Origin of the sequence: Shewanella sp. S1-49-MNA-CIBAN-0167 (assembly GCF_040310145.1) — a bacterium.
Taxonomy (GTDB): domain Bacteria; phylum Pseudomonadota; class Gammaproteobacteria; order Enterobacterales; family Shewanellaceae; genus Shewanella; species Shewanella psychromarinicola.
In genome coordinates this window covers 92,069-106,870 of record NZ_JBEOPO010000010.1, presented here as the reverse complement: position 1 = coordinate 106,870, position 14,802 = coordinate 92,069, and the positions used below count along the sequence as shown (strand labels likewise).

General features: G+C 43.9%; 13 protein-coding genes. 9 read left to right on the top strand and 4 right to left on the bottom strand.

Annotated elements, in window-relative coordinates; genetic code table 11:
• The first annotated feature begins 39 nt into the window (after positions 1-39).
• From AAEZ00_RS06780 to AAEZ00_RS06760, 5 genes are all read left to right on the top strand, one after another.
• The gene (locus AAEZ00_RS06780) at positions 40-1,281 is read left to right on the top strand and encodes a metal transporter (RefSeq protein WP_124012381.1); all 1,242 of its coding nucleotides are present in this window, start codon (positions 40-42) and stop codon (positions 1,279-1,281) included.
• Complete coding sequence (locus AAEZ00_RS06775) at positions 1,278-2,309, top strand: efflux RND transporter periplasmic adaptor subunit (protein ID WP_124012380.1); 1,032 nt, start codon at positions 1,278-1,280, stop codon at positions 2,307-2,309. The genes AAEZ00_RS06780 and AAEZ00_RS06775 overlap by 4 nt, the downstream gene beginning before the upstream one ends.
• Before the next feature lies 1 nt (position 2,310).
• On the top strand, positions 2,311-5,364 hold the full coding sequence (locus AAEZ00_RS06770) for an efflux RND transporter permease subunit (RefSeq protein ID WP_351088467.1): 3,054 nt from the start codon (positions 2,311-2,313) through the stop codon (positions 5,362-5,364).
• Positions 5,361-5,666, top strand: coding sequence for a DUF3240 family protein (locus AAEZ00_RS06765; protein WP_101034331.1), 306 nt, complete (start codon positions 5,361-5,363; stop codon positions 5,664-5,666). The genes AAEZ00_RS06770 and AAEZ00_RS06765 overlap by 4 nt, the downstream gene beginning before the upstream one ends.
• 123 nt (positions 5,667-5,789) lie before the next feature.
• Positions 5,790-6,227 carry a copper resistance protein CopC gene (locus tag AAEZ00_RS06760; protein WP_124012378.1) on the top strand — a complete coding sequence of 146 codons (438 nt, stop codon included), beginning with the start codon at positions 5,790-5,792 and terminating at the stop codon, positions 6,225-6,227.
• A gap of 256 nt (positions 6,228-6,483) precedes the next feature.
• Here AAEZ00_RS06760 and AAEZ00_RS06755 read toward each other — a convergent pair whose 3' ends face one another.
• Positions 6,484-7,380: a LysR family transcriptional regulator gene (locus tag AAEZ00_RS06755; RefSeq protein ID WP_101034333.1), complete on the bottom strand. Its 897-nt coding sequence runs from the start codon at positions 7,378-7,380 to the stop codon at positions 6,484-6,486.
• A 98-nt stretch (positions 7,381-7,478) separates the two neighbouring features.
• Between AAEZ00_RS06755 and AAEZ00_RS06750 the strand changes: the two genes are divergently transcribed.
• From AAEZ00_RS06750 to rimI, 4 genes are all read left to right on the top strand, one after another.
• Positions 7,479-9,065, top strand: coding sequence for an NADH-quinone oxidoreductase subunit L (locus tag AAEZ00_RS06750; protein ID WP_351088466.1), 1,587 nt, complete (start codon positions 7,479-7,481; stop codon positions 9,063-9,065).
• Positions 9,066-9,067: 2 nt separating this feature from the next.
• Entirely contained in the window at positions 9,068-11,497 is a 2,430-nt protein-coding gene (locus AAEZ00_RS06745) for a YbcC family protein (RefSeq protein ID WP_351088465.1), read from the top strand.
• Between the two features lie 345 nt (positions 11,498-11,842).
• On the top strand, positions 11,843-12,217 hold the full coding sequence (locus AAEZ00_RS06740) for a DNA polymerase III subunit psi (protein WP_124012376.1): 375 nt from the start codon (positions 11,843-11,845) through the stop codon (positions 12,215-12,217).
• Positions 12,204-12,662, top strand: a complete 459-nt coding sequence (gene rimI, locus AAEZ00_RS06735; RefSeq protein WP_124012375.1) for a ribosomal protein S18-alanine N-acetyltransferase — start codon at positions 12,204-12,206, stop codon at positions 12,660-12,662. The genes AAEZ00_RS06740 and rimI overlap by 14 nt, the downstream gene beginning before the upstream one ends.
• Before the next feature lie 86 nt (positions 12,663-12,748).
• On the opposite strand, the gene lipA is transcribed toward rimI, so the two are convergent.
• The 3 genes from lipA to ybeD all read right to left on the bottom strand — a co-directional run bounded on the left by lipA (position 12,749) and on the right by ybeD (position 14,727).
• Positions 12,749-13,714 (bottom strand): lipoyl synthase, encoded by a 966-nt coding sequence (gene lipA / locus AAEZ00_RS06730; protein WP_124012374.1) that lies wholly within the window; start codon positions 13,712-13,714, stop codon positions 12,749-12,751.
• On the bottom strand, positions 13,714-14,367 hold the full coding sequence (gene lipB / locus AAEZ00_RS06725) for a lipoyl(octanoyl) transferase LipB (protein WP_124012373.1): 654 nt from the start codon (positions 14,365-14,367) through the stop codon (positions 13,714-13,716). Before lipB ends, lipA begins: the two co-directional genes overlap by 1 nt.
• Positions 14,368-14,460: 93 nt before the next feature.
• Positions 14,461-14,727 carry a DUF493 family protein YbeD gene (ybeD, locus tag AAEZ00_RS06720; protein WP_101034339.1) on the bottom strand — a complete coding sequence of 89 codons (267 nt, stop codon included), beginning with the start codon at positions 14,725-14,727 and terminating at the stop codon, positions 14,461-14,463.
• Positions 14,728-14,802 lie beyond the last annotated feature (75 nt).

Genomic DNA, 14,802 nt, shown 5'->3' with positions numbered 1-14,802 from the left:
GTTACAATCTGTATACATTTGGGGTAAAAGAAATTACTTATGTCTGCGGTTAAGTTTAGTTTCAAAATATGTCTTTTAATTACTTTAGCTAGCGGTATTTTTAGCCATGTCGCTTTTAGCAATGAACTGCCACAACTTGTGCAAATAAGCCAAGCTAGGTTAAAAGCGACACAACTCAATGGCACGCCACTCAATGATGGTCGTGGTGTAGAGTTGAGCAGTTCGACTTGGTTGTCAGGCTTACCCATTATTAGTTTAAGTTACCTTAGCGACCTTGATAATAATAACATTTACGAGCAAGAGGTATCGCTCAATCTACCGATGAAATCATTGAGTTTGCACAGCAGCGATAAACAGCTAAGACAGTTGACGCAAGCTTTGCAAGGCCAACAAGTAGCGTTACAAAAATTGTACTTATCTGGATTGCTCAGACAAAGCATGTGGGACCATCGCATTGCATCGGTCAAGCTTAGTCAGCTGAATCGTAAAGCCAGTTTACTCGAAAAATTATATGCTCAGCAAAAGCAACTTTCCGATGTTGGAGAGTTACCTGTGGTGAATTTATTACTGCTCGAGCGTGAGCGCGTTGATATTGATTTAGCCCAGATTGATCTTAAGCAGCAACAAGCTGAGGCGCTTTCTCTTTTTCGTTCGTTAACTGGCCTTAACGAAATGCCCCAGAAAATAGAAGAAGACGGCCATGAAATCTCTCAACTTGAAACCAATAACTTTGATGCGATTCACGTGGCGTTAATGCAGCATCCATTGTGGCAATTGCAATCTTTGCAACAGCAACAACAGTTGTTAATGATTAAAAGTCAGCAAGCAGGAGAGCAAGATCCCTGGACACTGTCATTGACCGCAAAAGAAACCGCTGGCGATCAATTTAATGACCAACATTTAGGGCTCGGAATTAGCGTGCCACTGGGCTTTGGCTCGGCGTTATCACAAAGTGAGCTGTCCATTTGGCAAAAAGACCATCAAGAACAAAGTCTAAACAGTGAACGCATCTACCTTGAATTAAAAACTCAAACAGAAAAGCTTGCAATGCAACAGCAAAGTCTCCGCCAACAGCAGCAGTTGTTGCAGCGCGGGCTGACGCTAAGCCGAACCATTACTGAACATTTAGCAAAAGTGAAAGATCAAAATCAAATTGGCTATGAAATCTGGCTGCGCCGCTATATGGATGCGCTTGATACCGAATCGCAATTAGCGCTTAACCAAGTCTCTCAGCAACAACTTCACTCTCAGCAACTGCAAGCCTTAGGAATTTCATTATGATGGCCAAGTTTGGTGCCAGCTTTTTATGTATATCAATCTGTTTCTCAGCCAGTTTCGCGTCCGCGGAGTCGATATCACTTGCCGAATTGGGTAGCTTAGAACTGAGCTATATTCAGCCTCGAAAAGTGGCCAGTTATGAAGGTAGCTCTCTGCCAGCACAAATAGAGCGCTTACCCGGTAATGATTATTGGGTCAGTACACCTGAAAATATCCAACAAGTGACGTTTTTAGTGGGCCAGGGGCAAATTGTCACCAAAGGCCGGGCGATTGTAAGATTGACCGGGCCTGAAGTGTTTCATTTTCTGGCTCAAATAGAGGCGGCTAAAAGTCTTTATCAACTTGCTAAACAGCGTTATGACCGCAACAAGCCGCTATTAAACAATGGCAGTATTAGCACGGATAAGTGGCGCGAGATCAGTCAAGACTATTTCAGTACTCACCTTGAATACGAGCATATGCAACATTTTATGGAGATGGTGCAAAGCATCGATGCTGATACAGAATCGTTAGTGGTGATGGCACCCGTTGCAGGCATAGTCAATCTTAATCATCTCAATAGCCCTTATACCGCCGGCGCCCAGTTATTTTCGCTGGTACCCACCGACAGTATTAGGGTTAAGGTGAATGTGCCCATGAGTCAATCAACCTCATTATCGGCGGTTAACATTAATCAGTGTCATATTGCGATAGATGAAGTATCGGCCATTGCGGATGGTGTGTTTTTAACTGCATGGTCAATGCCGGTACCTCAAGAGTGTAACCTACTGTTAGGGCAGCAAATCACCGCGATACCTGAGTATCAAAAAGCCGTGTATCTGTTACCCAAAAATAGCGTATTTAGTTGGCAACAAGAGAGCCAAATCTTTATACAAACAACGCAAACATTGTCCGCGCTCAGTATCGATATTTTAGGCTCTACCCCTGATGAATATATTGTTGCTAGTGATCAAGACTTAAGCCAAATACAAGTGTTATCTCAATCTGTTGCTGCTGTTAAAGGAATATTACTTGGCTTAGGAGGCGAATAATATGCTCGCTTCCGTGATCCGTTTTTCGCTCACTCAGCGCCTGTTCGTGCTTATTGTGGCGCTGATATTAATGTTAGCTGGCGCTCGCGCTTGGTTTTTTATTCCGCTGGATGCGTTTCCTGATATTTCACCGACCCAAGTGAAAATCATCCTAAAAGCACCGGGCATGACCCCTGAAGAAATTGAAGCTCAAATTACCGTGCCTATCGAAACTGAGTTATTAGGTATACCGAATCAGGCTATTTTACGCTCAACGACCAAGTACGCCATCAGCGACATTACCTTGGATTTTATCGAAGGGACTGATATCTATTGGGCAAGACAGCAGGTGAGCGAGCGACTAGCCGCGGTGTGGGACAGTTTTCCAGAGGGCGTATCGGGTGGTGTTGCACCTATGAGTACGCCATTGAGTGAGATTTTTATGTTCACTCTGGAAAACCCTAATTTATCTTTAATGGAACGCAGGCAGTTACTGGAATGGGAAGTTCGCCCACTGCTGCGCACCGTTGCTGGGGTCGCCGATGTCAATATTTTGGGCGGTTATGCTAAGAGCTTTAGCATTAATCCCAATCCTTCAGCGATGGCCGCCGCCGGGGTGAGTTTTGCCTCATTACAACAAGCGATTATTGATAATAACCATAATGAAGGCGCCGGCAAGCTCACTATTGGCACCGATACTATTATCGTCCGCGCTGAAGGGCGCATTGATGATATTGATGAACTTAAGCAATTGGTGATTAAGGCCGATGACGCCAAGGTGTATCGCCTTAGGGACTTGGCTGACATTCAAATTGGCCATCTGGCTCGTTATGGCGCCGTGACCAAAGACGGTGAAGAGGCTGCTGAGGCATTAATTATTGCCCTTAAAGATGCCAATACTGCCCAAGTGGTCAGCAGCATTAAAGACAAGCTTGAACAGATAAGCGTAACGTTACCTGAAGGCAGTGTGATTAATACCTTTTATGATCGCGCTAATCTAATTAATACCGCCATCAATACTATTTCAAGTGCATTGTTTGAAGCTGTGCTGTTAGTCATTGTGCTATTGGCTCTGTTTTTAGGTAATGTCCGCGCCGCTTTGGTGGTGTCATTGTCTTTGCCTCTCGCTGCATTGATGACTTTTTTGATGATGGATCTATTCAATCTTTCTGCCAATCTGATGAGCTTGGGGGGATTAGTGATTGCCATTGGTATGTTGGTTGATTCTTCAGTGGTGGTGGTTGAAAACATGGTCAACCTGATTGCGACTAAGCAACGTTTACCGCGCTTACATCTTATTTATCGTGCCACTAAAGATGTCGCCATTCCTGTGGTGTCTGGCACTGTGATTGTAATGATAGTGTTCTCGCCGTTACTGACGTTAACAGGGCTTGAGGGCAAATTGTTTACTCCTGTTGCGGTGACAATCGTGTTCGCCATGTTGTCGGCATTGGTGTTATCGCTCACCGTCATTCCGGTAGTTGCCTCTTATCTTGTTAATGAAAAGGCCGCCCAAGAACCCAAGGCCATTGAAAAACTCAAAGCCGCCTACCTCAGCAGCCTTAAAAGTACCTTTAATCATAAAAAGCCTTTTATGATCATCGCGTTCGTCTTACTCATTGTCAGCTTAGGCTTGTTTAGCTTAGTGGGTAAAACCTTTATGCCCACCTTAGATGAAGGTGACATCATTTTACAGCTAGAAAAATCGCCTTCTATCTCGCTTGAGGCCTCTATTGCGATTGATAAGCAAATTCAGCAGACCTTGCTTGCTGCAGTTCCTGAGATTAAGCAGATGGTTGCTCGCACCGGAGCCGATGAAATTGGTTTAGATCCTATGGGCCTTAATGAGACCGATGTATTTCTGGAGCTTGCTCCACGGGATGAATGGCGATTTGATCATAAAGAGCAATTAATTGAGGCGATTCGCAGCGAGCTGCTTAATTTTCCTGGGGTGAATTTTAACTTTACCCAGCCTATCCAGATGCGCGTCTCGGAAATGCTTACCGGCAGTATTGGTGATGTGGCCATTAAGGTATTTGGCACCGATATTGATACTCTTGGGCAATTAACCGCTCAGATAGAGCAGTTGGTCAGTGCCACGAGCGGCAGTATTGATGTCAAAATGTCGATGATTGAAGGCAGTCCTTTTATCAATTTAACCTTAGATAACGAATTGGCTCGCGGTTTTGGCATGAGTACCATGGAGTTTGCTCGTTACCTCAAGAGTCAACTCGAAGGGGTGGTTGTCACCGAAGTGCTACAAGGTAAGAAGCGCACGCCAGTATTGATAGCCAATAATCAAAGTGGCTTAAGTAGCATTCATGAACTGCAAAATCAGTTGCTGGTGATGCCGGATCATTCACTGAAGCGCATTACCGATGTGGCCAAGTTAAGCTACAAAGAAGGACCGATTTTAATTGAACGAGAGCAAGGCGATCGTTTCTCGGTTATCACTACTAACGTGCAGGGACGCGATATCGTCAGTTTTGTAGAAGAGCTCAACGCTAAAATTACCGCCGAGATCAAGTTTCCTAGCGGATACAGTGTCAGCTTTGGTGGCGAGTTTGAAAACCAACAACGTGCGACCAATAATTTACTGCTGGTTATCCCAATAGCGATTGCATTAATTACGCTAATCTTGTTCACCACTTTTGGCTCACTGGCTAAAGCCGGTTTGATCCTCGCTAACGTGCCGTTTGCCATGATGGGTGGTATTGTGAGCTTATATTTTTCCGGTGAATATCTATCTGTACCAGCATCTGTCGGTTTTATTGCACTGCTTGGCGTGGCGGTACTCAATGGCGTGGTGATGGTGAGTTATTATGAGCAGACCAAACATCTATTCAGTGGTTTATTGGCACGAGTAGAGCAGGGCGCTGCCAGGCGTTTACGGCCAATCTTGATGACGGCCACCACAGCGATGTTTGGGTTAATGCCGCTGGTATTTGCTTCTGGACCGGGTGCTGAAATCCAAAAACCTTTAGCCATTGTGGTCATAGGTGGTTTGTTAACATCAACCATCACAACACTTTATTTATTGCCCATCCTTTATTACTGGCTGGAGAAACGTCGATGATCACCGAGCAACTGTTAGTGCTGATCGCCCAAAATGATATCAAGGATGATATCGTCGATACCTTAATTGAGCTTGATTTCTTGTCAGGTTTTAGCCTAGGTAATATCTGTGGTTTTAGTCGCGAGCACAGCCACTTTAATATTAAGGAGCAAGTTGAAGGTTACCGGGAGTTTTGTAAATTTGAAATTATGCATCCGCTTGAGCAGCAACAGGCATTATTGAGCGCCCTCGCTGTTGTGTGTAAAAACAATCCTTGTCGTTACTGGATCACGCCAATCGTACATAGCGGTACTTTATGTTAGCAGACAGTCAGTTGTTATATGAGTTAGAGGCTACTGCCGTAGCCTGTTGGAATTTCGAAGCTAGTATGCAACGGGTTTTACAGTCTGATTATCATTATTTAGCTAAATGATAAGGCGTTACAAATGACATTTTATAACTGTTTCGGACTATTTTTATTGACGATGTTGGCCACTAACCGCGTTTCTGCCAATGAGCTAAGCCCAAATGATCGCACCGTAACTGATCGTAGTGTAGCCGTAGAGTTCATTATGGCTCCTGCGAGTATAATGAAGATTTCATTCGATGAGGCCGTTATCTTAACGTCAATGACTATTAAGGATAACGACGGTTACCTGATTAACTTAGGTGTTCAAGTCCCTAAGGGTGAACATAAGGCATTTTCTTTTGAGATCCCCAAACTTGCTCCCGCTGACTATCTCATTTTATGGCGGATCCACAACCATGATAATTCAATTCAACAGGGGGATGTAACGTTAACAATACCAGATGATGACATCTATCCTCGACCATCAACCAAAACGCACAAATACGGAATATTGCATAAAAAGTTGCATCATTAGCCCACGGGGATGACCTTATCACTATCGACTATCGACTATCGACTATCGACTATCGACTATGAGCCAAGGGCTACGAGCCAACAAAATGTTAGTTAAGCGCCAGCGCCTAAACGGATGTTATGTTTGCCGATAAAGTTAAGTAAGCGTGCCAATATCGTTAGGTGCGCTGGATTGACGATCGTCATTTATCAATGCTTGATGGCAATCTTATTGGCCGCGGTGGTCGTCATATACCGGGCGTTTGTATTGCTATCCGTTAATTGCTGACTTCAGTGTCTATATGTTGTTTTAACAGTGCTAATAACACCTCTGGGACAAACTTTCGTTGGGTCGTAATGGCATAGAAATTCTCGTACACATTGGGTAAGCGTTGATACACTTCTAAAATACCCTGTTCAATTTCATCTTTAACGACGACAGGCGGTAGCACTACCAATGCGCCACTGTCTCGGGCTAAAAGGCGAAGCATTGCCATGTCATCGGCTTCTGCTTGCACATCTGGTTGATATTGCCAGGTTGCACAAAAGGAGTTAAATGCAGCCCTAATTTCACTGTTCTTACCGGGCAATACCCAACGCATGTCCTGATAACCATTAGGAAAACTGTCGTTAATCACCTTGCCTTTTGGGCCAACAATCGCCAGGGGCTGACGGGAGACTAGTTGGGTTTGCCATAATGGATCTTTTTTATCGACACTGATCGGTCGATTGGTTAGCACCAAATCAAGTTCATGATTAGCGAGTCCGTTTAAGAGATTACTCATTCCTTTAGCTGTTAAAGAAAAACTCACATCCGCATTAGCAAGTAACGGGCTGATAAAACTCTCTACAAAATTTCGTGATAACGTGGTTAATACTCCGATAGATAAATGCTGCTTTTCACTGATGCTGCCTTTACGTAAAAATGACTCAAGCTCTTCGCCTTTGCTAAATATATCGTTAGCATATGCCAACACACGATGGCCATGAGCGGTTAGGATCAGGCGCCGACCTCTTCGCTCAAACAAGTTAACATTCATGTTGTGTTCAAATTGCTTAATTTGGGCCGACAATGCGGACTGTGAAATATGCAGGTCTTTGGCGACGTGGGTCAGGTTACCCACAACCGCTACGCGCCAAAAATAGTAAAGATGGTGATAATTAAGACGGCTCATTAATAGTTAACCAAAACAGAACGTTTTATTAGTTTATATATGTTTTTATTAAAGATATAGCTCTGACATACTCTTACGACTAAAAGAAGAGGCTGTTTATGAATATAGCGTTATCATCCGTTTTTTTGTTAAGTATTCCAATCACGTTAATTTTTGCTAGCGGGTGGAGTGGTCGTGCTAGTTTAAAAAATAAAGCGACATGGTTAGTTAACGTAAGTGGCCTTATTGTGTTGCTCTTTATGGCTGCATTAGCTGCGATACTGGGCTTACCTAGTCTAGACGCTGATGCGCAATACATTAGCCAATCAAAGCTAAGCTTAGTGATGATGGGGCTGGTGGTATTTATGAGTGTCATCTTAATTGCATTTTCTCGCAATTACATGGCGGGCGAACCCCGTGGCGGTACTTATTGGCACTGGCTACTTAATACCCTTGCCGCTGTTTCGTTGGTGGTTATTAGCAACCACTTGCTATTGTTCTGGTTGGGTTGGGTATCGATTAGCTTAGCTTTGCATAAGCTGTTAACTTTTTATCCTGAACGTCCTCGTGCAGCGCTTGCTGCCCATAAAAAATTCTTATTAGCACGAACCGCAGAAATGTCGTTAATGGCTGCGATTATTTTGTTGTATCAGCAGCATGGTACGTTATTGATAAGTGACTTAGTGGCTCACTTTAATGCCGTTGCTATAGACAATAGTGTGCAACTTACCACCGTTGATCATATTGCTGCAGTACTCATCGCGGTAACGGCCTTGATTAAATGCGCGCAATTACCCGTTCACGGCTGGTTAATGCAGGTTGTAGAAGCGCCAACACCTGTCAGTGCATTACTGCACGCTGGGGTCATTAACTTAGGTGGATTTTTGCTGATTTTATTTAGCCCTTTGTTTATTCAATCTGCCGTTGCCCAGTGGTTAGTGATTATTGTTGCTGGATTCACCACGGTTATCGCCGCATTGATCATGGCCACTCGAATTAGTGTAAAGGTACGCTTAGCTTGGTCAACGAGTGCGCAAATGGGCTTGATGTTAGTTGAATGTGCATTGGGTTTATTTGAATTAGCATTAGTGCATTTACTCACTCATTCAGTCTATAAAGCGTATGCATTTTTGAACTCTGGGAGCGCAGTGTATCAAGACATGCAACGTCGTCTTGCGCCAGCGGCCAATCCTAACCTGATAGATTGGATAGTGGCAGCAGTCTTTTCTACCCTCATTGTATCGGTGGCAGTAATGGCATTGGACTATCAAGGTGTATGGAGTGTTTGGCTGTTGTTGGTTTTGGCCCTGACGATGTTAATTGCCCAACGCCATAGTGAGCGTTTACGCAGCAGCATTATGCCCGTCTTGCTATTAACCATCTTATTGGTGCTCAGTTACAGCGGGTTTAAGTGGGTGTTTGGCGAAATTATTACCACCTCGCCAGCATTGCAGGTTGAGGCTTTTAGTGTGGTTGATATTGTCGCGATACTGTTATTTGTCAGCTTGTTTGCTCTGAGTTGGATGCTGCGATATCAGCTACATAAACCGGCACTGCAGCACTTGTATATCGATTTGTTTGCCGGTTTATATTTAGATGAGTGGCTGACACGACTGACGTTAAAAGTGTGGCCTGTGCGGTTGCCTGTGCGCACCAATATTAAGGTTTTAGACAGCACCAAAGCCACTAAAATTGAGGAGTTATAAGCATGAATGTCGCGATTAAATCAACCTCGGTGGGGCAGCTGACTGAAATCCAAAAGGCACTATTGACCACTGCGGGTCAGAAAATAGCACCCACATGGCCGCTCGATCAAATGATTGCGGTTAATCCCTTTTGGCAAATGCGTGACCAGCCAATCGAACAGGTCTCAGCGCGAGTCTCTGCACTTGATCGGGTTGAGTGTTTAATGCCAAAAGCTCATTATCGCCATTTATATGCACAAGGCGAAATCAGCCAAGATGCGTTGCAATTAGCGGCTGAGCAACAAGGCATCGCGATGTCCGTCGAGCAACTCGCGATCTTTCTTAACCAAGAAGATGATCTTGCTCACTGGCATAATATTGCCGATTTATTGGATAACCAACGTGACCAGCACAAGATGGCATGGCGTGATGAAATTATTCATCAAATTAGTCAGTTTTGCGCTGCATACTATCAACAATTGCGCCCTATTTTTCCTGCTAGCGATATTTCAGCTCCGGCAGATTTATATCGTCACTGGCTCGATATGACACGTCGTGACCGAGGGATCAGTATTATTATGGATGAACCCGGTTTGCAGCAGTATTTTCAGCAATTGCCACCAGATGCTGAGACTTTGCTCGCTGAGGCGGTTGATGAACTGGGTGTTGATGACACTGTGATAGAAGATTATGCCCATGCATTGCTACTCGATATTAATGGTTGGGCGTCTTGGGTTGCTTATTTGCGCTGGCAAGGTGACTTACATGCAAAACCCTGCGATGAAATGTTGCAACTACTCGCGATCCGTATGGCTTGGGAATTGGTCATTTGGCGCTATTTAAAGGCACAACAAACAGATAGTTTCGCTCAATTAGCTGCACTTTGGTTAGGTGAAAAAGACCAATTAGCGCTTTTAGTTGAGCAACATGAGCAAGTACAGAAACCCCTTTGGGTGTGGGCAAAGGCCGCTGAGTTGAGTTATCAAGCTTGGCTTAACACTCAGTTAATCAATGCTAAAAAACAGCTGATGACAACATCAAGGCTACAAGCGGCATTTTGCATTGATGTGCGTTCAGAGGTGATACGTCGAGCGTTAGAAAATCAAAGTGATGACATTCAAACAATAGGGTTTGCCGGTTTCTTTGGTTTACCTTTAGAGTATCAACCGCACGATAGTGAACTGTCTCGACCTCAGTTACCGGGATTGTTAAAGCCGGTTATACAAGTGTCTGAATGGCGTGATACCCAAACGCAAGTCGATACGCTCAATATAAAGGCGCGGTGGCAAACATGGTCACAAGCTGCCCCTTCGGCATTTTCTATGGTGGAATCCATGGGATGGCTTTATGCCTTTAAGATGCTAAAAAGGTCATTTTTTGCTACACAAACTGATCATCCTGTTAATGCGCTGACCCATCAAAAAAGCTGGCTGCTGCGAAAAAATGCTCAGGTACTATCAGTAACCGATAAAGCCGAACTGGCAAAAGGCATTCTACATGCGATGGGACTAGACCAGTTTGCCGCTACCGTGCTGCTGGTTGGGCATGGCAGCCATACAAGCAACAATTTGCATGCAGCAGGTTTAGATTGTGGTGCCTGTGGTGGGCAATCTGGTGAAGTGAATGTGCGTGTTTTAGCCCAATTGCTCAATGATCAAGAGGTACGTAAGGTATTGACAGAATTAGGTATTACGATCCCCGCGGCGACACGGTTTGTGGCTGCACTGCATAACACCACCACGGATCATATTGATTGTTTTGATACCAAACTCGATCAGACCGTCGCGTCATGGCTACAAGCGGCTACCGAAACAGCACAACGAGAACGTATCGTGCAAATCGCCCCGAGTTTGGCTAACAGCAGTGCAGCTGTGCTGGACCGATTTTATACTCAACGCAGTCATGACTGGTCTCAAGTGCGTCCCGAGTGGGGACTGGCAAACAATGCCGCCTTTATTGTTGCACCTCGGTGTTGGACCAGAAATATCAATCTACAAGGTCGTAGTTTTTTACATGACTATCAGTGGCAAAATGATGATGGCTTTGCGGTATTAGAATTAATTATGACGGCGCCCATGGTCGTAACCAATTGGATTAATATGCAATATAACGCATCGGTCAGCGATAATTTGAAATATGGTTGTGGCAATAAGTTATTACATAACGCAGTAGCAGGTCATATTGGGGTGTTTGAAGGTAATGGGGGCGATTTACGCATTGGCTTGTCGATGCAGTCGTTGCATGATGGTGAAAAATGGATGCACCAGCCACAGCGTTTAGCCGTTTATTTAGCCGCACCGCGGCAACCTATCGAACAAATCACCGCAAAACATGACAATGTTCGTTGGCTGATAGATAACCAATGGTTGTATCTGCTGCGCTGGTCAGATGAAGGCTTGATAGAACGTTATTACCAAGGCCAATGGTTACCCCAAGAGACTGACAAGACATAAGCTATTTATCACGTTTAGATCAGTGTGAAGCCAAAGGTATTGATATTATTCAATCGATTTATAGGTGTGTTTGAGGTGCTTGAAAACTCGGTAGCGATGCCAAGACTAACAGACGTAGCACGAGAGTCGTGTATTTTCGATTCAACTTGCGACTCATCTATGGGCCAACATAGAAGCAACCTGAGTGCTGAGAGAGGTTTTTACGTGCGGTTTTATGCTAATACCAACCTGAATTTGATTGCTATTAATTAAACCGTATACCAACAAAGCTTGATGTTAAATTACCATACAACCTCGTTTACTTAGCTGTTATGCTTAACACAGTATCCTTGTTTTGAGAGTCCGATGGATAAATTTGCTTATTTAGATGCGATGAATATTACTCGCTGGCTTAGTGCCGATAAACCGTTAAAGCCTTACTTAGTGTTACATGATCTTGATGCCGATTTGTCTGATCAAACATTCATTAATGATGTACTCGGTTTATTGGACGTTGAAATTGATCAGTGTGAATTTGATTGTGAAATGGTCAAAGGGCCACAGGTGATATGGGATATGCGTAAGATAAAAACCCGTCCCCGTGTCGCTTGGATTGTAAGCGCCCCATTAACAGAACTCCATGCTCAGGCAGACGAAAAACGTCAACTGTGGCAGCAAATATCCCAGTATTTAGATAAAACTCAACCATTGAGCAAAGGCGAGCCCAATGAACAACATTGATGCTGAGGTAATTGTGCCTCTTAGGGTTGAGCATGCTGTTGTAATGGCGAAGATTGAAAAGCTAGCGCATACACATCCTTGGTCTGAAATGAGCTTAAAAGAGTGTTTTGGGCCTTTATATCGAGTAGTGGGCATTAAGCGCCAAGATGATTTGTGTGGTTTTGCGATAGTACAGCAGATTATTGATGAGGCGACCTTACTTGATATTTGTGTGGCACCTGAAAAACAAGGTTCAGGTTTGGGGGCGGCATTAATGCAGCAGCTCATTGATGATGCAAAAAATGCCGGCGCCGTGGTGTTGATGTTGGAAGTACGCCAGTCAAATAAGGCAGCAAAATACTTATATGATAAAGTTGGTTTTATTGAGGCTGGACGGCGTAAAAATTATTACCCTACCCATGATGGCTATGAAGACGCAATTTTAATGGATTTATCATTGGATTGATTTTTGAGTAAAGCATCAGGCTTGTTTCGAACTCATTGAAAAAAAACAGCGCTAATTTAGCGCTGTTTTTTTATTCAAGGAAAAGGTTACTTCACTTCTTTACCCTGTGCTTGTAAATCAGCATGGTAGCTTGAACGAACCAATGGGCCGCAGGCTGCATGGGTAAAACCAAGCTCATCGGCTAGTATTTTCAATTGATCAAATTCCGCTGGTGGAACATAACGTTCAACGGGCAGGTGGAATTTAGACGGTTGTAAATATTGACCAAGGGTCAACATTTCAACGTTATGGGCACGTAAATCACGTAATACTTGGGCAATCTCTTCGTTTGTTTCGCCTAGACCCATCATTAAACCAGACTTTGTCGGAATAGTTGGATGACGTTCTTTAAAGCGCTTAAGCAGATCTAATGACCACTGATAGTTAGCGCCTGGACGCGCTTTACGATAATGCGCTGGAGCCGTTTCTAAATTGTGATTAAAGACATCAGGTGGCTCTGTCGCTAAAATATCTAAAGCAGCATCAATACGGCCTCGGAAATCAGGAACCAGAGTTTCAATCTTGATTTCAGGGTTTAACAAACGAATTTCGCGAATACAATCAGCGAAATGTTGCGCGCCACCATCACGTAAATCATCACGATCTACAGAGGTAATCACCACATATTTCAGCTTCATGTCTTGAATGGTTTGCGCTAGCTTTTTAGGCTCGTTAGCATCGGCTTTGAGCGGGCGACCATGGGCTACATCACAAAATGGGCAACGACGGGTACAAATCGCCCCTAAAATCATAAAGGTTGCCGTACCGTGGTTAAAGCATTCTGCTAAGTTAGGGCAAGAGGCTTCTTCACACACTGAGTGTAATCCATTTTTACGTAATGCCGCTTTTATGTCGAGAATGCGTTGATTTGATACGGGTAATTTGACTCTCAACCAATCTGGCTTACGCAGCATAGTTTCGCGCTCTGATGGCACTACTTTTACAGGAATTCGAGCGACTTTTTCGGCATCACGTAATTTGACACCTGGCTGTAATCTTTCAGGCCTATTCATTATTCTGCTAATCCTTGATGATGTAAAAGTTGTTGATAGCCCATAATTTGGCTAAAGGTTTGGATTAATTTATCGCCAGCTTCAAGCACGGTCTGTGGACCCCCCAATGCTTTACATTGCACCATTTCTAAACCGGCATATCCGCAAGGGTTGATGCGCTGGAACGGGGCTAAATCCATGTCGACATTTAATGCTAAGCCATGAAAAGAGCAACCTTTACGAATGCGTAATCCTAAAGAGGCCACTTTTCGTTCTGCTACATAAACACCCGGTGCGTCTGCTTTTGCGTACGCATTGATATCGTAATAAGTCAGCATATCCACAATACTTTGCTCTATATTGTTCACTAACTGACGAACGCCTATTTTATAACGTTTGATATCGATAAGTGGATAAACCACTAGTTGTCCAGGTCCGTGATAAGTGACTTGACCACCTCGGTCTACTTGAATAACCGGAATGTTACCAGGGTTGAGTATATGCTCGCTTTTACCTGCTTGACCCTGGGTAAATACTGGCTGGTGCTCAACAATCCAAAGTTCATCTTGGCTGTCGCTATCACGAGTGTCAGTATAGTCCTGCATGGCATGCCATGTTGATTCATAGTCTTGCATGCCAAGGTGGCGAATGTGCAGTGTTTGCAAGGGTAACATCTCCCCCAGATAAATTGGGTGTATCCATCGAATGAATGGATTAATTGTTGAGTATTATACTCAAGTATATAGGTAATGATGACTTTTTGGCGTTTACAATACTCTTTTTACGCCTTCAATTGCGGCAAGATCCATATACGCTTTTTCAATATGCGCTTTGCTGGTTACCGTAATCCGAATGGTCACTGAATAGTAACTGCCTTTGCTCGATGCTTTAACGCTTGGAACATAATCATCTGGCGCAAGTTGTTGCGCCACGGCAACAACACGATCGGCTAAGGTATCATCTGCTTCACCAATCACTTTGAAAGGGCACGAATTAGGAAATTCCATTACTTGGTCAAACGTTGTATTTAACATTAGCTTACTCGATTCTGTTTTGGTATTACTTATATGGTGATAATTATACCCGATTCAAGCCTGATAGATCTGAAA